Origin of the sequence: Fontibacterium abundans (SeqCode), from assembly GCF_965235095.1 — a bacterium.
In the GTDB taxonomy this organism is placed as follows: Bacteria; Pseudomonadota; Alphaproteobacteria; order Pelagibacterales; family Pelagibacteraceae; genus Fontibacterium; species Fontibacterium abundans.
The window spans coordinates 845,868-865,620 of sequence record NZ_OZ249405.1 but is presented as its reverse complement, the minus strand read 5'-3'; the positions used below and the strand labels follow the sequence as shown (position 1 = coordinate 865,620).

Here is a 19,753-nt window from a genome sequence, read left to right as displayed (position 1 = left end):
GATTTTCATGCCCCAAGAAGCTAGTAAAACTTCTAAAGTCAGAACAGGGCATGTTTTTACCGAAGAACAAATTACTTCTTTAACTGAAAGCGTTAAGCAGAATAATTTTATTTTTGTTCACGAATTATTAGATAAATACCATCCAGCAGACGTTGCCGATTTAATCAAAACTTTACCAAATGAAGTTCAAATAAAATTATTTAGTCATAAATCTGCAGATTTAAACCCTGAAGTGGTATTAGGGTTATCTGATATTTTGCAAAAAGAAATATTAGAACAGCTTTCTCCAGATATAATTTCTTCAATTATAAAAGAATTAGAATCAGATGATGCCTTTCAAATTATAGAAAATGTTCCTGAAGAATTTCAAAATCAAATTTTAAATAATCTTCCTCAAAAAGATCAAAATTTTTTTAGATTAGGATTAAAATATCCAAAAGATTCTGCTGCAAGAATTATGCAGAGAGAATTTGTAACTATAGATTTAGATTTGACTGTCGGTCAAACCATGGATTTTTTAAGAGACTCAACAGATTTACCTGAACAGTTTTTAGAAATCTTTGTTGTAGATAAAGAAGGAAAACCAATCGGCAATGCATCTATTTCAAATATTTTAAGGTCAGATCCAAATATAAAAGTAAAAAATTTAGTAGCAGAAAACAAAACTTTTATTCCAGCGGATCTTGACAAAGAAAAAGTTGGTAATATTTTTACTCAATATAATTTAGTTTCAGCCGGAGTTGTTGATAAAGAACAAAAATTAATAGGAGTTATCACAGGAGATGATGTTGTAACCATTGTTAAAGAAGAAGCGGTCGAAGATGCTTTGAGATTAGGAGGTATTGGAGCTGCAGAGGATATTAGCGATAATCCTTTAGAGACATCTAAAAATAGATTTGTTTGGTTATTTATTAACTTGTTCACTGCAGTTTTGGCTTCATTTGTTATTGGAATATTTGAAAATACAATTCAAAAAGTTATTGCCCTTGCCGTCCTAATGCCAATTGTTGCGTCGATGGGAGGAAATGCTGCAACACAAACACTAACAGTGACAATTCAATTAATCGCTTCACAACAATTGAATGCAAAAAATGTAATGAAAATTATTAATAGAGAGGTTGTAACGGGTTTGTTAAATGGACTGGTATTTGCTGCAATTACAGGAATTTTTGTTTATTTCTGGTTTCATGATTTAAAAATAGCCATTCTTATTGGCGCGGCTATGATTGTAAATTTAACAGTAGCTGGTCTAGCGGGAATTGCCATTCCAGTAACATTAAATAAAATGAAGATAGACCCTGCGGTTTCAGCGACCGTTTTTGTGACAACTGTTACAGACGTTGTTGGTTTTTTTGCATTTCTTGGAATAGCAAGTTTATTTGTTTAATTAATATTATTTTTAAATAGTAATTTAGAAAGATCATTAGATTTTTTTAAACAATCAAAAATAGTCTCTAAACTTTTTTTAATATCTTTTTCTATAGACCAAGGGCAATTAATTACAAATAAACCACTACCTTGCATTCCATCATTAGAACTGTCCGTAATAATTTCTATATGGGAAAGATTTTTATAATTTTCTTTTAAAATATTAAGAACAAATGATTCAGATTTTTTATTATTCAATACAGGATACCAAACAATATAAACTCCAAGAGGAAATTTTTTATAACAAGCTGATAACATATTTGATACTTTTTCATATTCATCTTTAAGTTCATACGATGGATCAATTAGTATGACTGCACGTTTTTCTTTTGGAGGTAATAATTTATTAAGTCTTTTGTAACTATCTTCGTTTTCAATAATTATTCTTGAATCATTCTCAAAGTTTTTTTTAAGATTTAAAAATTCTGTAGGATGTAATTCAAGAAAATGAAGCTTGTCGTCTATTCTCAAACTTTTGGCAGCAAGATAGCACGAGCCAGGATATGTTTTAAGATCAGCATTAAAGTTTATTGATTTTATTAGGTCTAAATAATTTTTCAAAAAAATATCATCACTATTTATTTTAAATATTTTTTCAATACCCTGAAGGTATTCTTTATTTTTCTGCATAAAAGGTTCAGAAATAGAATATTTTCCTGCGCCTGCATGAGAGTCAATAAAGATAAAATTTTTATCTTTTTTTTTTACATAATCTAAAACATAAAGAAGTATAAAATGTTTTAATACATCAGCTGCATTCCCAGCGTGATATCCGTGCCTATAGCTCAGCATATTAAATAAGTTTTTGTATTTTCTTTATCGTTTCACTCAAATGAGATTTTTTATAAGGCTTTCCTTTTACAACCCAGACTGAAAGAGGCCACGAACTATCTTTTTTATTTCTTGCAATAATATGAATATGTAACTGTGGGATAATATTCCCAATTTTTTCTACATTTAAATTAAAAGCCTTAAAAGTTTTTTTCATAACTTTGCTACAATAATCAATTTCTTCCATAAGTTTTATTTGATCTTTTTTATTTAAGTCTAATATTTGTCTGATATTTTTTCTTTTCGGAATAAGAATGAGCCAAGGAAATTTAGCATTATCCATCAACCGCGCAGTGCATAAGTTTAGATCGGCTACAGAATGAGTAGTTTTGAGTAATTTTTTGTGTAATTTAAACATTCAATTAAATTAAATAACTATTTTGTTATGGATTTAAAGAAAATTAATCAAAAAATTAAAAACTTCGTTAAAGAAAGAGACTGGGATCAATTTCATTCGCCTAAAAATCTATCTATGGCCTTATCGGTAGAAGCCTCCGAGCTTGTAGAGATTTTTCAGTGGTTAAAAGAAAGCGATTTAAAAAAGGTAGAAAAAGAAAAAGTAGCTGACGAGATTGCTGATATATTATTTTATTTATTAAGAATTTCTCAAAAAATGAACATTGATATAGAGAAAAGTTTTTACGTCAAATTAAAAAAAAATATTATAAAATATCCAGTGTCTTTATCAAAAGGAAATAGTCAAAAAAGAAAATGAAACAAATTGCAAAAATATTAATTCTCACTCTTTTATTAGTAAATAATTCCTTTGCTCAACTTTCGAAAGTTCAAATCGAAATTGGCTCTAAAAAATTAATTGCCGAAATAGCAGAAACAGATGAAGAGCAAAGCGAGGGTTTAATGAATCGTCCAGCTTTAGGAAAAGACAATGGGATGTTATTTATTTTTGAAGAAGGTTCTAGTCCATGTTTTTGGATGAAAGATACTCAAATACCTTTATCGATCGCTTTTATTAGCAAAACAAACACAATAGTAAAAATAACAGATATGCAGCCTTTATCTTTAGCGGAACATTGTTCTGGACAACCTATAGTACTTGCTCTTGAAGTTAATAAAGGTTGGTTCGAACAAAACAATATTAAAGTGGGAGATAAAATATTAACTATAAAAAGAATTAATTAAAAATATTGTTATTTTATATTTTGAATATTATAAGAAATTATCTTGAAAGAATTTAAAGTTAAAGTTTACCCATCAAAAGTAAATTTACCAAAAGAAGATCAGCTTGCTTATAGAATTGCTAAAGTTGCAAGCGATAATTCACCTATAGATGAAAAAGCAGCTGATATGGTGATTAATAGAATTATTGATAACGCATCTGTTGCTATTGCATCTTTTTCAAGACAACCAGTTACAACTGCTAGAGAAATGGCATTGGCTCATCCAAGAGTAAATGGCGCAACAGTTTTTGGAATTGATTCATCTAAAAAATTTGATTGTGAATGGGCTGCGTGGGCAAATGGTACAGCAGTTCGTGAATTAGATTTCCATGATACTTTTTTATCAGCTGACTATAGTCATCCTGGAGATAATATTCCTCCCATTCTAGCTGTGGCACAGCAAAAAGATTCAAGTGGTTTAGATTTAATTAAAGGAATTTTAACTGGTTATGAGATTCAAGTTAATTTAGTTAAAGGAATTTGCCTTCACGAACATAAAATTGATCACATCGCACATTTAGGACCTAGCGTTGCGGCAGGATTAGGATCTCTTTTAAAATTAGATACTGAAACTATTTATCAAGCCGTGCAACAATCTTTACATACAACAATTTCAACAAGACAATCTAGAAAAGGAGATATTTCTAGCTGGAAAGCATTTGCTCCTGCTCACGCTGGAAAACTTGCAATTGAAGCAGTTGATCGTTGCATGAGAGGAGAAAGAGCTCCAAATCCAATTTATGAAGGAGAAGATAGCGTAATAGCTCGAATCTTATCAGGACCTGACGCAGAATACATTGTTCCTTTGCCAGAAAAAGGTGAGTCTAAAAAAGTAATTCTTGAAACATATACCAAAGAACACTCTGCAGAATATCAAGCCCAAGCTTTAATAGATTTGGCACGTGACATGAGAACAAAAATTAAAGATTTTTCTAAAATAGATAGTATTGAAATTCATACTTCTCATCACACTCATTATGTAATTGGAACAGGTGCTAACGATCCTCAAAAAATGGATCCTAATGCAAGCAGAGAAACATTAGATCATTCTATCATGTATATTTTCGCAGTCGCTCTCGAAGATGGTAAGTGGCATCATGAAGATTCTTATAAGCCAGAAAGAGCAAAAAAAGAAAGCACAGTAGCCCTTTGGAAAAAGATTAAAACTTTTGAAGATAAAGAGTGGACTAAAAAATATCACGACAAAGACCCAAAGAAAAAATGTTTTGGCGGTAGGATTGTCATTAAAATAAAAGATGGCACTAAGATTAAAGATGAATTAGGAATTGCCGATGCTAATCCTTGGGGCAAACGTCCTTTTGAGAGAAAAAATTATGTTGAAAAATTTATAACTTTAACCAAAGATTTTATCACAAGATCGGAGTCAGAAAGATTTTTAGAAGTTGTTCAAAATTTAAGAGACCTTAAGAGTAAACAGCTAGATCAATTAAATATTGAAGTTCTTGATAAAATTCAAAATACTCAACGAAAAAAAATAGCAATTTTTTAAATAATTTTTCATGAAAAAAATTATTTATTTTTTTATATTAACTTTTTTTTTATCAAACATTTCATTTGCCCAAGAAAAAAATATCCAAGTAATTGATGGTGATACTATTCATATAGGTAAACTGAAGTATCGTTTTTTTGGTATTGATGCTCCAGAAACTAAACAAATTTGTGAAAAAGATAATATAAAAATTCAATGTGGAGTTATTGCGAAAAATGTTCTTAAAAATAAAATTGCAAATAAAATTCCCGAATGTGTTGTAAAAGACAAGGATCGCTACCAAAGATTAGTTGCAGAATGTTTTATTGGTAAAGAAAGTTTATCTAGATTTATGGTAAGAGAAGGTTATGCGGTTGCATATACTCAATATTCTAAAGATTTTATTGAAGACGAAAAGTACGCAAAAGAAAATAAAATTGGCATTTGGTCAATGAATTTTCAAACGCCTTCAGAGTATAGAAAGTCTTTAAGAAATAAATAAATCTTATTTAAAAAATTTTTTGATTTTTTTTCTATTATATTTTTTTTTATCTTTAATAATTCTCTTTTTAAATTTTGGCGTTCGAAGAGCTTTGGCTACAGGATTTCTTTTCATAATGAATTTGACAATTATAGCAGATTCTTTATTAAATTAATTTAAACTACCTATTATCGTGAAATTAAATAAGAAATTTGAGCCTTACATTTTTACTATCATTATGGCATTTGGCATGAGTCTAATGATGTCATTTATTATTTCATTAATGAACATAGGATTTGTAGATCATTTTTTTTTAATCTGGATTAGAGCTTGGATACCTGCTTTTTTTATAGCGCTAATTCCAGCATTCTTTATGGGAAAATTAGCAAGATTTGTTTTAAGCAGAATTATTGATAGATAATTAAATTCTAAATTGAGATCCTAAGTAAAGCTGTCTTGCTTTTTTATTTTCAACAATTTCTTGTGGAGATCCTTCCGCAATTAATTCTCCACTGTTAATAATGTAAGCTCTGTCTACAATATCAAGAGTTTCCTTAACGTTATGATCAGTAATGAAAATGCTAATACCTTTATCTTTTAGGTGTCTAAGCATCTCTTTAAGTTCAATGATTGCAATAGGATCTAAAGCGGCGAACGGCTCATCTAACAATAATACTTTAGGAGATGTTGTTAAACATCTTGCGATTTCAACTCTTCTTGCCTCCCCCCCGGAAAGACTTAGTGCTGAAGCTGTTCGAAGATGTGAAATTTTAAATTCATTTAATAAATGCTCAACTAACTCATCTTCCTTTTCTTGGTCTTTGATTGCAACTTCTGCAACCGCTCTAATGTTTTCCTCAACAGTTAACCCTCTAAAAATTGATCTTGATTGTGGAAGGTAGCTAATACCTTCTTTTGCACGCATATGAATTGGAAGTTCATTAATTACTTTATTATTGAAAATGACTTTACCTTGAGTTGGATTTAAAATTCCAAGCACTATAGAAAACATAGTTGTCTTGCCAGCGCCATTTGGGCCAAGCAATGCAACAATTTCTTGAGGGTTTACTGTTACGCTTACATCTTTAAGAATAACTCTTTTTTTGATTATTTTTGTTAAATGGCTAATTTCAAGGGTTAATGGCTCTCTGTTATAATAATAGTCATCTGAGATAAGTTTAAAAACACTGTTATTTAATTTTTTATTAATTTTTTTAACAACAGCAGGTTCGTTAATTTTTTCTTCTATTGGTTTTTTAATTGTTGTTTGGTTTTCTAGAATTGTATTTGTTTCTTTTACAAGATTATTTTTAGAAAGGATAAAAGGTTTTTCTTCTTGAGCCAGTTGTTTGGGTTCATCAATTTTTTCTGACGAACTTGAGATATTAGAATCTGCAACAGCCGCAAATCTTTTAATTACTTTTTTATTAGATATGACTGTAAATTTTTTATCTTTATCATTCATTGCTTAATGTTCCAGTAACCTGTTTGCCTTTTTCTTCCATTACAACTTCTACGGTCTTTTTAAAGGTATCAATTATTACCTTATCTGCTTTAATTTGACTAGTGCGCCGCTTTTTAGTTTTTGAGTCAGTCTCAACGAAATCTGCAATTACATTGCCACTTACAAATATATTATTTGATTTTACAAGGTACTCAGCTCGGCTTGCGGTAACCACTCCATCTTTTTGAGTTATTTTAACATTCTGTTCATACAAAATATCATTTGTTGTTTTGTTAAACAGACCTGTTTTGCTTATAATTTTTATGACACTGCCATCTTTTAATAAAAAATCACTATCCACTTCTTTTAAACTTATAAGGTCCTGATTGTCTTTATCAATGCTCGCAAGCTTTGCTCGAACGTTATACTGTTTTCCACTTGCATCAACGCCGATATAACTAATATTTTCAAACACATTACTCTCAGCACCCTCTGTGGGTTTAATATTTTTTGATGTAAGTTTTAATCTAAAAGTATTGATAGTCGGGTAAACGAAATAGACAATAAAAATTACTATAAGACCAATACCTATAATTTTAAGCTGTTTTTTTCTGATCTCGTTGAGTTTCATTAAACTCCAAAACTAATAAGAGAATGTATATGAATTAGTCCGTAATTATTATTTTTACCCTTAACAATAAGAGAGGTAATCTTTCTCTCATTCATTATATCAAGAGCGGCTCCTGCAAGTGTATCTTCAGAAATCATTTTTGGTTTTTTTGTCATTACTTCTTTTGCAGTTTTTTCTAAAAAATTCTTCTTATGAATTGAACGTCTAATATCTCCATCTGTTATAATTCCTGTAACTTTTTTAGATTTATTTACAACAAGCACACAGCCATAAGTTTTTTTAGTAATTTGAATGACAGCATTTTTTACAGATACATTTTCATTGATAAAAGGCACTTCTGTTTTCTTAATCATAATATCTTTAACACGCGTAAGTTGTTTTCCTAATGCCCCAGAGGGGTGATAAACAGCAAACTTTTCTTTACTAAATTTATTTAATTTCATCAGTGTTATTGCAACGCTATCGCCCCAAGCAAGCAACATTGAAGTAGAGCTTGTTGGCACAATATCAAGACCAGCCTCTTTTACTTTAGGAAGAACAATTTTAATTGTGCTCGCATTAATTAAAGTTGAATTTTCTCTTGAGGCAACACCAATAATAGGCATTTTAAATTTGTGCGCATAATTTAATATACTTTTTAATTCATCAGTATTTCCAGAATAAGACATAATCAAAAAACAATCTTGCTTTGGATTGCAAGCGCCAAGGTCACCATGAGCAGCTTCAGATGGATGTAGATAAATAGAGGGAACTCCCACAGAACTTAATGTTGCAGAAATTTTTCTAATAATATGGCCTGATTTTCCCATACCAACACATATCACCTTACCTTTACATTTCTGGATAAGGTCAATGGCTTTAATAAAATTAGCATTATAAGATTTAGATAATTTTTTTAATGCATCAATTTCTTGAAAAATTACTTCTTTAGCAAATTTTATTTTTTGATTTTGTACCATCTAATGTGAAAAAATATCTTGATTATTCCAACCAGCGAGATCTAATGTTACCCGATGTTTTAAAAATTTAAAACAGTGCTCCGCTAGTTCCATTCGATTTTCTCTAATTAAAATTTTATCAAGTTCCTCTTTTATTTTGTGCAAATACAAAACATCTGATGCTGCATAATTTACCTGTTGTTCAGTTAAAGTTTCAGAACCCCAATCTGAACTTTGCATTTGTTTTGATAGCTCAACGTTTAAAAGTTCTTTGCATAAATCTTTAAGACCGTGTTTGTCTGTATAGGTTCTGCCAATTTTTGACGCAATCTTTGTGCAGTACACATTGTTAATATCTGCTTTTAAATAGTAGTTTAAAACTGCAAGATCAAACCTTGCAAATTGGAAAATTTTTTTAATATCATTATCTTCTAGTATTTTTTTTAAATTATCAGCTTTAAATGTCTTTCTATTAATTTGAACTAAATGAACCTCTTCATTGCCAGAAGATATTTGGACAAGGCAAAGGGGATCTCTTTTATAATCAAGACCCATAGTCTCCGTATCAATTGCAATAATCTTTCCTAGATTTAAATTATTAGGCAGATCGTTTTTATGGATTTTGACTTTCATACTATTGTTAAATAAAAGGTATTATCGTTAATTACTATGATTAAACAATGGCAGAAAAAAAGACAATAACAGTCTTCGGCGGCACAGGATTTATAGGTCGAAATCTAATAGCTAAACTTGCAAAAAAAGGTTTTAAAATAATCGTTCCAACACGAAATCCATATCTGCATGGATATCTCAAACCAATGGGGGAACCAGGTCAGATTGAAGTTTTAAAGTTTAACCCTTTTGATTTTTTAAGTCTTAATGAATTTATTAAGAACTCAGAGATTGTAATTAATTGTATAGGAGTTTTATATGAGAAAAAAAATCAAAAATTTGATCATGCGCATCATCTATTTCCAAAATTTTTAACGAGTATTTTAGATAAAGAGGTCACTAAAAAGTTTATTCATATTTCAGCATTAGGAGCAGACAAAAATTCTAATTCTTTATACATAAAATCAAAATTTCAAGGAGAAGAAGCAGTCATTAATAACTTTAAAAATTCAATTATTGTACGTCCTAGTATTGTATTTGGAACAAATGACAATTTTTTTAATTTATTTAATAAATTAATAAATCTTTTACCTGTTATTCCTCTTGCTGGTGCAAAAACAAAGTTTCAACCATGTTATGTTGGAGATGTTAATGATGCAATTATTAAAATTATAGAACAGATTAATCCTAATAAAGTTTACGAATTAGGAGGTCCTAAGATTTATACTTTTAAAGAATTAATAGAGACACTGCTTATGTCGTTAAAAAAGAAAAGATTTATAATAGAACTTCCAGACTTTGTAGCAAGAGTGCAGGCAAAAATAATGCAACTATTACCCAATCCTTTGCTTACAGAAGATCAATTAGAAATATTAAAATCAGATAATATTTGCTCAAATCAATATCCTGGTTTTAAGGAGCTTGGAATATCAACAAGGACTGTTGAAACAGTATTGCCTAATTATATTTTTAGTCAGGTTATTCGCTAAAGAAATAACAATATAAATGTGCCAAGAATTATTCTGTAATAAATAAAAATATTTAAATTGAATTTAGATATAAAAGCTAAAAAGAATTTTATTGTAAGATAAGAAGATAGAAAAGAAGTGATAAAGGCAACTATTGCAATATAGTTTAAATCCGAATTATTTGTTTTAATCAAATCTACAATTCCAAGAAAACATGCTCCAGCGGTTGTTGGTATTGATAAAAAGAATGAAAATTTTGCAGCTTCAAATCTTGAATATCCTAAAAAACGTCCAGCCGTTAAAGTAATACCCGATCTGCTTACGCCAGGAATAAGCGAAATAATTTGAAATAGTCCAATCACTAAAGAACTTTTTAAATTAAGATCTTTATATAATGTTTTCGAGTGACTAATTTTGTCACTAATAAACAAAAGAATTCCAAAAATAATTAAAGCAATAGCAATTATCTTTATTGAAAAATATCCATAATTTATAAGACGAAATTTATAAACAAAATATCCAACAATAATAACGGGTATAGTTGCTGTAATTATATTAAAAATCATCTTCGGTTTTTTTAATAATCCTAAAAGTTCTGAAAAAAAATAAGTAATGATTGCAAGTAAAGAACCTAAATGAAAAACAAGATTTAAAATTTCATTATGATTATGATAATCTAATAGCCGCTCCAGCATAATAAGATGAGCATTGGATGAGATTGGCAAAAATTCTGTAATACCTTGAACGATTCCAAGAATTACTATTTTGATAAATTCATCCATAACTAAAACTTTAGTCTAGGCAGATAACTTTATAAATTTAATTATTAGTTAAAAATTGATTACAATTATTAATTGAATATTAATAAAAAACCTTAATTTTACTTATTTATTAATAAATAACATAAATTGATTCATAATTACTGACCTAATTTATCTTTTAAAAATATAGCTTTTATGTGAATAATAGTAAAAAAACACTAAATTTTACATATTTCGAATAATGTCAGAAAAAATGCTCAAGTTTGTTAATACAAAAGGACAAACTCCTGAAAAATTGAGTCCATCTCAAAGGGTTAAAAATTTTTCTGAAATTTATAAGAATTACATTGCTCCAAAAGCAGAAGAGCAATCTAGCAGATGTTCACAGTGTGGAGTTCCTTATTGTCAAATTCACTGTCCGCTTTCAAATAATATTCCTGATTGGCTAAAATTAACAGCCGAAGGTAGATTAGAAGAAGCTTATGAAATTTCCTCAGCAACTAATAATATGCCAGAGGTTTGCGGGAGAATATGTCCCCAAGACAGACTTTGTGAAGGAAATTGTGTAATTGAAAGAGCAGGCCATGGCACAGTTACTATTGGTTCGATAGAAAAATTTATTACCGATACTGCTTTTGAAGAGGGCTGGGTAAAACCAATTAAAATTAAAAAAGATTTAGGACAAAGCGTTGGCATTATAGGAGCAGGACCAGCAGGTCTTGCTGCTGCAGATCAGCTTAGAAAAATTGGATACGAAATTACGGTTTATGACAAATACGATAGACCAGGTGGATTATTAATTTATGGTATTCCTAATTTTAAATTGGAAAAAAATATTGTTGAAAGAAGAACAAAACTTTTAAAGGCAGGCGGAATTAAATTTGAATTAAATTTTGTAGTTGGAAAAAATGCAACTCTATCTGAGCTTAAAAAAAAACATGACGCAATATTAATTGCAACAGGAGTATACAAAGCTAGAGAGGTAGAAATTTCAGGATCAAATCTTAAAAATATTTATCCAGCAATGGAATTTTTAACAGCTTCAAACAAAAAAGGTTTAGGTGACAAAGTTAAAATGTTTGATGACGGATATTTGAATACTGAAGGAAAAGATATTGTTGTAATAGGAGGGGGTGACACAGCAATGGATTGCGTAAGAACTTCAATAAGGCAAAACGCTAAATCAGTGAAATGTTTATATAGAAGAGATAAAAAAAATATGCCAGGCTCAGCAAGAGAGGTTGCTAATGCTGAAGAAGAAGGAGTAGATTTTCAATGGCTTACAAATCCAAAAGAATTTATTGGAAAAAATGGACAAGTAACTGAGGTTGTTCTTAATAAAATGAAATTAGGAGAAGCTGATGCGACTGGAAGACAAACACCAGAAATTATTAAAGGCTCTGAAATTAAAATTAAAGCAGATATGGTAATTAAAGCTTTAGGGTTTGATCCTGAAGATATTCCAGGTTTATTCTCAGAACCAAAACTTGATGTATCCAAATGGGGAACTATCAAAATAGATCTTAAAACAATGCAAACAAATTTAGATGGAGTTTTTGCAGCCGGAGATATCGTAAGAGGAGCATCTTTAGTTGTGTGGGCTATTAAAGATGGAAGAGATGCAGCAGAAGCAATGGATATTTATTTAAAAAATAAAATTTCTAAATCGGCAAAAAAAAGATTAGTTGCGTAATTATTTATGAAAATTTTAGATCAAAATTTACAAAAACTTATTAAAGCAGGAGTTTATAATAAAGAGGATGAACATGATGCTTGCGGGGTTGGTTTTGTTGCCTCAATTGACGGAAAACCAAGACGAGAAGTGGTTGAAAATGGGATCGAAGCTCTCAAAGCTGTTTGGCATAGAGGCGCAGTAGACAAGGACGGAAAAACAGGCGATGGAGCTGGAATTCATGTGGAGTTAGCAAAAGATTTTTTTGAAGAGCAAATAAAAATTACAGGACATCATACTCATAAAAACGACCAACTTTGCGTTGGTATGATTTTTTTACCTAGAAATGATTATGGAGCACAAGAAGCTTGCAGAACTATTGTTGAACACGAACTACTTTCTAATAATTTTTATATTTTTGGATGGAGACACGTTCCTGTAAAAGCAAAAGTTCTTGGTATTAAAGCAAATGATACAAGACCAGAAATTGAGCAAATATTATTTTCTCCAATAGAAAAAACAGGTTCAGAAGAATTAGAAAAAAATATTTATATTGTAAGAAAAAAAATTGAAAAAAGAATTACCCAGTCGCAATTAAAAGATTTTTATATTTCATCAATTAGCTCAAGATCAATAATCTATAAAGGAATGTTTCTCGCTGAGCATTTGTCAGATTTTTATCCAGATCTATTAGATAAAAGATTTATTTCTAGATTTTCAATTTTTCATCAAAGATATTCAACGAATACTTTTCCAAGTTGGGAACTTGCTCAGCCCTTTAGAATTCTAGCTCACAATGGTGAGATTAATACTTTAAAAGGAAATGTGAATTGGATGAAGACTCATGAGCAAGGACTTGAGTCTGATTTATATCCAAATATTGATGATTTAAAACCAATTTTAAAATCTGGAAGTTCAGACACAGCCTGTCTGGATGCTGTTTTTGAATTGTTAACAAGGTCAGGAAGATCATTGCCTCTTGTTAAGATGATGTTGATGCCAGAAGCATGGTCTAAGAGAAGCAAAATTATTCCTCAAGCTTACAGAGACATGTATAATTATTTAAATTCTGTCATTGAACCTTGGGATGGTCCGGCCGCAATCGCAGCAACCGATGGTAATTGGATTTTAGCAGCAACAGACAGAAATGGCTTAAGACCCTTAAGATATACAATTACAAAAGATAAAATTTTATTTGCAGGATCAGAAACTGGAATGGTTCCAGTCCAAGAAGAAAACATTATTTATAGAGGCAGAGTAGGCCCCGGACAAATGATAGCAGTTAATCTTGACGAGGGCGTTTATTATAATGATAAAAAAATTAAAGATTTATTATCTAGAAATCCTATTTACAAAAAATTTAGTCAGAATTTAATTGAGATCAGTAAAAAATTTAACAATTTAGAAGAGTTTAATTCTTTTGAAGGAGATAAATTAAGACAAAAACAATACGCAGCTGGCATTTCTATTGAAGATTTAGAAATGATTTTACATCCAATGGTGGAGGATCAAAAAGAGGCTGTTGGCTCAATGGGCGATGATACACCAACAGCTGTTTTGTCCGATATTTATAGGCCTTTATCACACTTTTTTAGACAAAATTTTAGCCAAGTAACAAATCCTCCAATCGATTCTTTAAGAGAAAATAGAGTGATGTCCTTAAATACAAGAATTGGAAATTTACAAAATATTTTAGGCGAAGATTTGTTTAATAAAAAAAGTTATCTTTTAGAAAGTCCGATATTATCTAATGCTCAATTTAAAAAATTATTTGAAGTTTTAAATGACGAATATAAAGAAATAGATTGTACATTTGATTCTGAAGAATCAGAGTTAAGCTTAAAAAAAGAATTAAAAAGAATTCAAACTGAGGCAGAAATAGCAGTCAGAGAAGGCGCCAAACATATTATTCTAACCGATGAGAAGATTTCAGCAACAAGAATTGGAATTCCAATTATTCTTGCAACAGGCGCAGTTCAAACACATTTAGTTAATCAGGGACTAAGAAAATTTACTTCATTAAATGTTAAATCCGCAGAATGTTTAGATGTTCATTATTTTGCAGTTTTAATTGGGGTTGGTGCCACAACAGTTAATCCGTATTTGGCGTTTGATTGTATTTATCAAAGACATCAAAAAAATATTTTTGAAAAACTAACTTTTACAGAGTGTGTTAACAATTATATTAAAGCAGTTAACGACGGGTTATTAAAAGTAATGTCTAAACTTGGCATTTCAGTAATCAGTTCTTATAGAGGTGGTTTAAATTTTAGCGGTCTTGGATTAAGTAGAGCCTTAGTTGCTGAATATTTTCCAGGAATGTATTCAAAAATTTCTGGTATTGGAGTTTCGGGAATTGAGCAAATGATCAGAACTCAAAATCAAAAAGCATTTAGAGGTAACGTTATCAGTTTACCAATCGGAGGATTTTATAAATTTAGAAAAGGAGGAGAGCAACATTCAAATCAGGCAATGACTATGCATATGTTGCAAACTGCAGTCGCAACAGACTCTTATGATTTATATAAAAAATATTCAAAAATTATTAATGAACAACATCCTTTAAATCTTAGAGATCTTTTAGACTTTAATTTAATTAAAAAACCAATTCTAATCGAAGAGGTAGAATCGATTACAAACATTAGAAAAAGATTTGGAAGTGGAAGTATGTCTTTAGGAGCGCTTTCAAAAGAAGCGCATGAAACTTTGGCAATTGCTATGAACAGAATTGGCGGCGCATCATGTAGTGGGGAAGGAGGTGAGGATGCAAGACGAGCAATTCCAAAAGATAATGGTGATAATGCTAATTCAAGAGTTAAACAGATTGCTTCAGCTAGATTTGGGGTGACTGCAGAATATTTGAATAATTGTGATGAAATAGAAATTAAAGTATCCCAAGGAGCGAAACCTGGGGAGGGCGGTCAATTGCCTGGGTTCAAAGTGACTGCTGAAATTGCAACTTTGAGACATTCTACGCCAGGTGTTACCCTAATATCTCCACCACCTCATCATGATATTTATTCAATCGAAGATTTGTCCCAACTTATCTACGATTTAAAACAAATAAATCCTAAAGCAAAAATTGGGGTTAAATTAGTTTCATCAACAGGAATAGGAACTATTGCTGCAGGAGTTGCAAAAGCAAAAGCAGATGTAATTCTAATTAGTGGACACTCAGGCGGAACAGGAGCATCACCATTAACAAGCGTGAAGTATGCAGGACTTCCTTGGGAAATCGGCTTAACAGAGGCCAATCAAATTTTAACTTTAAACGGTTTAAGACATGAAGTTATTTTAAGAACTGACGGAGGAATTAAAACAGGAAAAGATGTTGTTATGGCCGCAATGATGGGAGCAGATGATTTTGGAATAGCGACAACTTCATTAATAGCGATGGGCTGTATAATGGTTAGACAATGCCATTCTAATACATGTCCCGTAGGAATTTGCACTCAAGATGAAGAACTTAGAAAAAAATTTACAGGTACACCAGAAAAGGTTGTTAATTTATTTTCATTTATAGCTGAAGAAGTAAGAGAAATTTTAGCAAGTCTTGGTTTTAAATCTTTAAATGAAATTGTTGGAAGAACCGATTTATTGAAACAAGTGAGTAGAGGATCCGCTAATTTAGATGATTTAGATTTAAATCCACTTTTAGTCCAGGCAGATCCAGGAGAATATCCAAGGTATTGTTTAAAAAGAGAAAGGAAAGAAGTTCCTGATAGTTTAGATAAACAAATTATAAAAGATTCACTTTCTTTAATTGAGAAAGGACAAAAGTTTCAATTAAGTTATGCAATAAAAAATACTCATAGATCTGTTGGAACAAGACTAAGTTCAATAATTGTAACTCAGTTTAAAAATAAGAAATTATCTGACGACCATATTTTAATTAAATTAAGAGGTTCAGCAGGACAATCTTTGGGGGCATTTGGAGTTTCAGGAATTAAATTAGAAGTAACAGGCGATGCAAATGATTATGTTGGCAAAGGATTATCTGGCGCAAAAATAATTATAAAACCTGCATCGAACAGTGAAATGCAAACCTCAAAAAATACAATTATTGGAAATACTGTTTTATATGGAGCAACCTCAGGATTGTTGCTTGCGGCAGGACAAGCAGGAGAGAGGTTTGCGGTTAGAAATTCAGGGGCTACAGCGGTTATCGAGGGCTGCGGAACAAATGGTTGTGAATATATGACGGGCGGCACTGTAGTTATATTAGGAGAAGTAGGAGACAATTTTGCAGCAGGAATGACAGGTGGAATGGCATTTGTTTATGATCCAGAAAATAGCTTTGAGAATTATGTAAACCCTTCCTCAGTTATCTGGCAAAGAATTGAAACAGATTATTGGAATGATTTTCTTTTAAATTTAATAAAATTACATGAAAAAGAAACTCAATCAATTTATTCAAAAAAAATTATTCAACAATGGAGTAATGAAAAAAGTAATTTTTATCAAGTTTGCCCTAAAGAAATGTTAAATAAGTTAAAACAACCATTATCGAATAAGGCAGTTCATGGAAAAGCGGTCTAAATCAATTAGCTTAGTTTGTTTTGGTTTTGGTTTAACAGCTAAATACTTCGTAAAAGAGCTTTTAAAAAATAAATATAGAATTAATTTAATCACAACTTCAAGATCCAAAACTGTTAACAAAAAATTTTTAAATATTAATTACAAAAACTTTTATTTTGATAATAATAAATTTGATAAAAAAATTATTAAATATATTTTAAATGCAAGTCATATATTAATTTCAATACCCCCAAGAGACAGAAAAGATCTTGTTATTGAAAATTTTTACAATCAAATAACTTTAAATAAAAAAATTAAATGGCTAGGATATCTTTCATCAACGAGTGTTTACGGAAACTATGAAGGAAAATGGGTTAATGAAAAAAGTAAATTATTAACAAATAACGATGCAGGCATAAACAGAATTGTAGCTGAAAATGAATGGTTGAAATTAAATCGATACCATTTTATTCCAACAAGAATATTTAGATTGTCAGGAATTTATTCTCCAGAGAGAAATGTATTTTTACGATTAACAAATGGTCAAATTCGTTACGTTAAAAAAAGTAATCATTATTTTTCAAGAATTCATGTTGTTGATATAGCTCAGGTTTTGTTCAAATCTTTAATTTATTCAAAAGCTGGGGAAATTTATAATGTAGCAGACAATATGCCATGTTCTTATGATAAAACTATATCTTATGCGTGTAGTTTAATGGGAATTCAAAATCCATCTCCGGTATCTTTTCAGTCTTTAAATGAAGGTGAAATGAAAAATTTTTATAAAGATTCAAAAAAGGTTAGTAATGCAAAAATTAAAAAAGATTTAAAAGTAAAACTGCATTTTCCAACTTACAAAGAAGGCTTTAAAAGTATTTTAAATAATATTTTTAATCGCTAAATCTAGTTTCTTTAAATCTTGAGTCCTTGACAAAGAGTGATCTCCATCATCAATAATTGTTAAATTTAATTTTTTACTTATTAAGGTTTTTATTAATTTTATTGAATAAAACCAAGAAACAGAGGAGTCATTAACACCATGTAATAGCTCAACTGGGAAATTGCATTTAATTTTTTTATTAAGAACTAAGACTTTTTTTCCATCATATAAAAATTTTTTAGTAATTGGATAAAAATTATTGTGACTATTTTTTAAATTATAGATTTTATTTTCTCTTATTTTTTTTTTTTCAATAATACTTAACTTTTTCCATATTAATTCTTCAGTAAAATCAGGAGCAGACGCAATACCGACAAAACCTTTAATTTTCTTATAAAAATATTTAATTAGCATAATTCCAATCCAGGCACCCATGCTTGAACCAATAAGAATTATCTTATTTTTTTTGATTAATTTTTTTATAATTGCCCTTGAATCTTCTACCCAATTTTTAACACTAAAATCCGTAAATTTTCCTGAAGACTTACCATGGCCGCTATATTCAAATAATAATAAGTTTATTCTATTTTTATTAACAAATTTTTTTAAGTGTTTAGCTTTTTTACTTTTGATATCTGACATCAGTCCGTGAAGAAAAATAATTGTAGTTAGACTTTTGTTATTAATAAATTTGTAATGAATTTTTTGATTATTTTTTGTTAAAAAAAAATTTTGCTTTGGATTATTCATGGTTAAAAGTATAGCATATTAATTTAATGGATAAAAAAATTCGTTTATTGCAAGTTATTCCAAGATTAGATGTGGGTGGAGCAGAAACAGGCTGTAAAGACATTGCACAATTTATTGCTAATCAAAATTATTTTTCTGCAATTTTATGTTCCGGTGGAGAACAAATTAAAAATATTGATCAAACGAAGATAAAGATTTTTAAATTTTCTGTACATAGCAAAAACCCATTTATGATTTTTTTTAATGTATTTGTAATTTTATTTATTGTTTTGTTTTATAAAATTAATATTATTCATGTTCGCAGTCGTGCTCCGGCTTGGTCATGTTATTTTGCAAGTAAATTATCAGGAGTGTCTTTAATTTCAACTTTTCATGGCACTTATAATTTTAACAATCCTTTAAAAAAATTTTATAATTCAGTTATGTTAAGAGGCAATTCTGTTATTGCCGGATCAAGATTTATTTTTGATCATATAAGAAATAATTATAATTACTCAAAAGAGATTTTTCTTATACCAAGAGGAATTAATATTGATTATTTTAACCCAAAAAATTCAAATGTAGAAGTGCTCAACAGTGTTAGAACGCGTTGGGGGATATCTAGTAATAATTTTTTAATATTGCTTCCAGGCAGATTAACTTTTTGGAAAGGGCAGTTTCTTTTTTTAAATACTTTATTATTCCTTAAACAAGAAAATTTACTAAATAATATTAGTGCAATTATACTTGGAGATGATCAAGGCAGAACCGAGTATAGAGAATATCTTTTAGATTTTATTAGAGAGCATCGATTGGATGAAAATGTAAAGATTATTTCACACGAATCTTTCATGCCATCAGCTTATAATGCTTGTGATTTAGTGTTGTCAGCCTCTATCGAGCCTGAGGCATTTGGCAGAGTAGCAGTTGAAGCACAAGCAATGGAGAAACCAATACTTGCAAGCAATATCGGAGGTTCCAATGAAACAATTATTGATGGACAAACAGGCTGGTTATTTAAATCTGATGATGAAAAAGATTTGGCAAAGATGATTATTGAAGTTTCAAAAAAAGATAAAAGTTTTTTAAAAGATTTAGGAACAAAAGGTAGAGCTAATGTTATTAATAATTATACGGTAGATCAGATGTGTTCTAAAACACTAGAAATTTATAAGTCCTTAGTTTAATAAGAG

The 19,753-nt window shown here is 29.8% G+C and carries 20 protein-coding genes; 11 read left to right on the top strand and 9 right to left on the bottom strand.

Translation table 11 applies throughout. From position 1 onward, the window contains the following. The first annotated feature begins 7 nt into the window (after window positions 1–7). On the top strand, window positions 8–1,387 hold the full coding sequence (gene mgtE, locus AC8GER_RS04770) for a magnesium transporter (protein WP_506597712.1): 1,380 nt from the start codon (window positions 8–10) through the stop codon (window positions 1,385–1,387). Here mgtE and AC8GER_RS04765 read toward each other — a convergent pair. Next, entirely contained in the window at window positions 1,384–2,220 is an 837-nt protein-coding gene (locus AC8GER_RS04765; protein ID WP_506597711.1) for a 23S rRNA (adenine(2030)-N(6))-methyltransferase RlmJ, read from the bottom strand. The genes mgtE and AC8GER_RS04765 overlap by 4 nt on opposite strands. 1 nt (window position 2,221) lies before the next feature. After that, the gene (locus AC8GER_RS04760; RefSeq protein ID WP_029167688.1) at window positions 2,222–2,617 is read right to left on the bottom strand and encodes an HIT domain-containing protein; all 396 of its coding nucleotides are present in this window, start codon (window positions 2,615–2,617) and stop codon (window positions 2,222–2,224) included. Window positions 2,618–2,644: 27 nt separating this feature from the next. Between AC8GER_RS04760 and AC8GER_RS04755 the strand changes: the two genes are divergently transcribed. Genes AC8GER_RS04755 through AC8GER_RS04740 form a run of 4 tightly spaced genes read left to right on the top strand, consistent with a single transcriptional unit; the run spans window position 2,645 to window position 5,428 of the window. After that, window positions 2,645–2,974: a nucleotide pyrophosphohydrolase gene (locus tag AC8GER_RS04755; RefSeq protein ID WP_506597710.1), complete on the top strand. Its 330-nt coding sequence runs from the start codon at window positions 2,645–2,647 to the stop codon at window positions 2,972–2,974. Continuing rightward, window positions 2,971–3,399: a DUF192 domain-containing protein gene (locus AC8GER_RS04750; RefSeq protein WP_506597709.1), complete on the top strand. Its 429-nt coding sequence runs from the start codon at window positions 2,971–2,973 to the stop codon at window positions 3,397–3,399. Before AC8GER_RS04755 ends, AC8GER_RS04750 begins: the two co-directional genes overlap by 4 nt. 42 nt (window positions 3,400–3,441) lie before the next feature. Further along, window positions 3,442–4,947 (top strand): MmgE/PrpD family protein, encoded by a 1,506-nt coding sequence (locus AC8GER_RS04745; protein ID WP_506597708.1) that lies wholly within the window; start codon window positions 3,442–3,444, stop codon window positions 4,945–4,947. Between the two features lie 10 nt (window positions 4,948–4,957). Further along, window positions 4,958–5,428: a thermonuclease family protein gene (locus AC8GER_RS04740; protein ID WP_506597707.1), complete on the top strand. Its 471-nt coding sequence runs from the start codon at window positions 4,958–4,960 to the stop codon at window positions 5,426–5,428. Between the two features lie 3 nt (window positions 5,429–5,431). Here AC8GER_RS04740 and AC8GER_RS04735 read toward each other — a convergent pair whose 3' ends face one another. Further along, window positions 5,432–5,542 (bottom strand): alternative ribosome rescue factor ArfA, encoded by a 111-nt coding sequence (locus tag AC8GER_RS04735; RefSeq protein WP_506597706.1) that lies wholly within the window; start codon window positions 5,540–5,542, stop codon window positions 5,432–5,434. Between the two features lie 58 nt (window positions 5,543–5,600). On the opposite strand from AC8GER_RS04735, the gene AC8GER_RS04730 reads away from it, so the two are divergent. After that, entirely contained in the window at window positions 5,601–5,828 is a 228-nt protein-coding gene (locus AC8GER_RS04730) for a DUF2798 domain-containing protein (RefSeq protein ID WP_506597705.1), read from the top strand. Here the strand turns inward: AC8GER_RS04730 and lptB are convergent, their stop codons facing one another. The 4 genes from lptB to AC8GER_RS04710 are packed head-to-tail and all read right to left on the bottom strand — an operon-like array spanning window position 5,829 to window position 9,053. Next, window positions 5,829–6,872 carry an LPS export ABC transporter ATP-binding protein gene (lptB, locus tag AC8GER_RS04725; RefSeq protein ID WP_506597704.1) on the bottom strand — a complete coding sequence of 348 codons (1,044 nt, stop codon included), beginning with the start codon at window positions 6,870–6,872 and terminating at the stop codon, window positions 5,829–5,831. Further along, window positions 6,865–7,482 carry an LPS export ABC transporter periplasmic protein LptC gene (lptC, locus tag AC8GER_RS04720; protein ID WP_506597703.1) on the bottom strand — a complete coding sequence of 206 codons (618 nt, stop codon included), beginning with the start codon at window positions 7,480–7,482 and terminating at the stop codon, window positions 6,865–6,867. Before lptC ends, lptB begins: the two co-directional genes overlap by 8 nt. Continuing rightward, complete coding sequence (locus tag AC8GER_RS04715) at window positions 7,482–8,441, bottom strand: KpsF/GutQ family sugar-phosphate isomerase (RefSeq protein WP_506597702.1); 960 nt, start codon at window positions 8,439–8,441, stop codon at window positions 7,482–7,484. The genes lptC and AC8GER_RS04715 overlap by 1 nt, the downstream gene beginning before the upstream one ends. Continuing rightward, window positions 8,442–9,053, bottom strand: a complete 612-nt coding sequence (locus AC8GER_RS04710; RefSeq protein WP_506597701.1) for a ribonuclease D — start codon at window positions 9,051–9,053, stop codon at window positions 8,442–8,444. 47 nt (window positions 9,054–9,100) lie between these two features. Between AC8GER_RS04710 and AC8GER_RS04705 the strand changes: the two genes are divergently transcribed. Beyond that, the gene (locus AC8GER_RS04705; RefSeq protein WP_506597700.1) at window positions 9,101–10,021 is read left to right on the top strand and encodes a complex I NDUFA9 subunit family protein; all 921 of its coding nucleotides are present in this window, start codon (window positions 9,101–9,103) and stop codon (window positions 10,019–10,021) included. Here AC8GER_RS04705 and AC8GER_RS04700 read toward each other — a convergent pair. After that, window positions 10,018–10,782, bottom strand: a complete 765-nt coding sequence (locus AC8GER_RS04700; protein WP_506597699.1) for an undecaprenyl-diphosphate phosphatase — start codon at window positions 10,780–10,782, stop codon at window positions 10,018–10,020. The genes AC8GER_RS04705 and AC8GER_RS04700 overlap by 4 nt on opposite strands. Window positions 10,783–11,002: 220 nt before the next feature. Here AC8GER_RS04700 and AC8GER_RS04695 point away from each other — a divergent pair, with 220 nt between their 5' ends. From AC8GER_RS04695 to AC8GER_RS04685, 3 genes are read left to right on the top strand one after another with little or no spacing between them, the layout of a single operon-like run. Further along, a complete protein-coding gene (locus AC8GER_RS04695) occupies window positions 11,003–12,454 on the top strand; it encodes an NAD(P)-dependent oxidoreductase (protein ID WP_506597698.1) in 1,452 nt (483 codons plus the stop codon). Window positions 12,455–12,460: 6 nt separating this feature from the next. Next, a complete protein-coding gene (gene gltB / locus AC8GER_RS04690) occupies window positions 12,461–16,972 on the top strand; it encodes a glutamate synthase large subunit (protein WP_506597697.1) in 4,512 nt (1,503 codons plus the stop codon). Continuing rightward, window positions 16,956–17,852, top strand: a complete 897-nt coding sequence (locus AC8GER_RS04685; protein WP_506597696.1) for a Rossmann-fold NAD(P)-binding domain-containing protein — start codon at window positions 16,956–16,958, stop codon at window positions 17,850–17,852. The genes gltB and AC8GER_RS04685 overlap by 17 nt, the downstream gene beginning before the upstream one ends. Here AC8GER_RS04685 and AC8GER_RS04680 read toward each other — a convergent pair. Continuing rightward, the gene (locus AC8GER_RS04680; RefSeq protein ID WP_506597695.1) at window positions 17,829–18,581 is read right to left on the bottom strand and encodes an alpha/beta fold hydrolase; all 753 of its coding nucleotides are present in this window, start codon (window positions 18,579–18,581) and stop codon (window positions 17,829–17,831) included. The two genes, AC8GER_RS04685 and AC8GER_RS04680, sit on opposite strands and share 24 nt — an antisense overlap. A 26-nt stretch (window positions 18,582–18,607) precedes the next feature. Between AC8GER_RS04680 and AC8GER_RS04675 the strand changes: the two genes are divergently transcribed. Next, window positions 18,608–19,747, top strand: a complete 1,140-nt coding sequence (locus tag AC8GER_RS04675; RefSeq protein ID WP_506597694.1) for a glycosyltransferase family 4 protein — start codon at window positions 18,608–18,610, stop codon at window positions 19,745–19,747. The last annotated feature ends 6 nt before the right edge of the window (window positions 19,748–19,753 follow it).

Coding starts and splice junctions, on each gene's coding strand:
- AC8GER_RS04715 (WP_506597702.1), bottom strand. CDS start 8,441: ATGGTACAAAATCAAAAAATAAAATTTGCTAAAGAAGTAATTTTTCAA.
- AC8GER_RS04710 (WP_506597701.1), bottom strand. CDS start 9,053: ATGAAAGTCAAAATCCATAAAAACGATCTGCCTAATAATTTAAATCTA.
- AC8GER_RS04760 (WP_029167688.1), bottom strand. CDS start 2,617: ATGTTTAAATTACACAAAAAATTACTCAAAACTACTCATTCTGTAGCC.
- AC8GER_RS04700 (WP_506597699.1), bottom strand. CDS start 10,782: ATGGATGAATTTATCAAAATAGTAATTCTTGGAATCGTTCAAGGTATT.
- AC8GER_RS04755 (WP_506597710.1), top strand. CDS start 2,645: ATGGATTTAAAGAAAATTAATCAAAAAATTAAAAACTTCGTTAAAGAA.
- AC8GER_RS04675 (WP_506597694.1), top strand. CDS start 18,608: ATGGATAAAAAAATTCGTTTATTGCAAGTTATTCCAAGATTAGATGTG.
- AC8GER_RS04685 (WP_506597696.1), top strand. CDS start 16,956: ATGGAAAAGCGGTCTAAATCAATTAGCTTAGTTTGTTTTGGTTTTGGT.
- AC8GER_RS04735 (WP_506597706.1), bottom strand. CDS start 5,542: ATGAAAAGAAATCCTGTAGCCAAAGCTCTTCGAACGCCAAAATTTAAA.
- gltB (WP_506597697.1), top strand. CDS start 12,461: ATGAAAATTTTAGATCAAAATTTACAAAAACTTATTAAAGCAGGAGTT.
- AC8GER_RS04695 (WP_506597698.1), top strand. CDS start 11,003: ATGTCAGAAAAAATGCTCAAGTTTGTTAATACAAAAGGACAAACTCCT.
- AC8GER_RS04705 (WP_506597700.1), top strand. CDS start 9,101: ATGGCAGAAAAAAAGACAATAACAGTCTTCGGCGGCACAGGATTTATA.
- AC8GER_RS04680 (WP_506597695.1), bottom strand. CDS start 18,581: ATGAATAATCCAAAGCAAAATTTTTTTTTAACAAAAAATAATCAAAAA.
- AC8GER_RS04740 (WP_506597707.1), top strand. CDS start 4,958: ATGAAAAAAATTATTTATTTTTTTATATTAACTTTTTTTTTATCAAAC.
- mgtE (WP_506597712.1), top strand. CDS start 8: ATGCCCCAAGAAGCTAGTAAAACTTCTAAAGTCAGAACAGGGCATGTT.
- lptC (WP_506597703.1), bottom strand. CDS start 7,482: ATGAAACTCAACGAGATCAGAAAAAAACAGCTTAAAATTATAGGTATT.
- AC8GER_RS04765 (WP_506597711.1), bottom strand. CDS start 2,220: ATGCTGAGCTATAGGCACGGATATCACGCTGGGAATGCAGCTGATGTA.
- lptB (WP_506597704.1), bottom strand. CDS start 6,872: ATGAATGATAAAGATAAAAAATTTACAGTCATATCTAATAAAAAAGTA.
- AC8GER_RS04750 (WP_506597709.1), top strand. CDS start 2,971: ATGAAACAAATTGCAAAAATATTAATTCTCACTCTTTTATTAGTAAAT.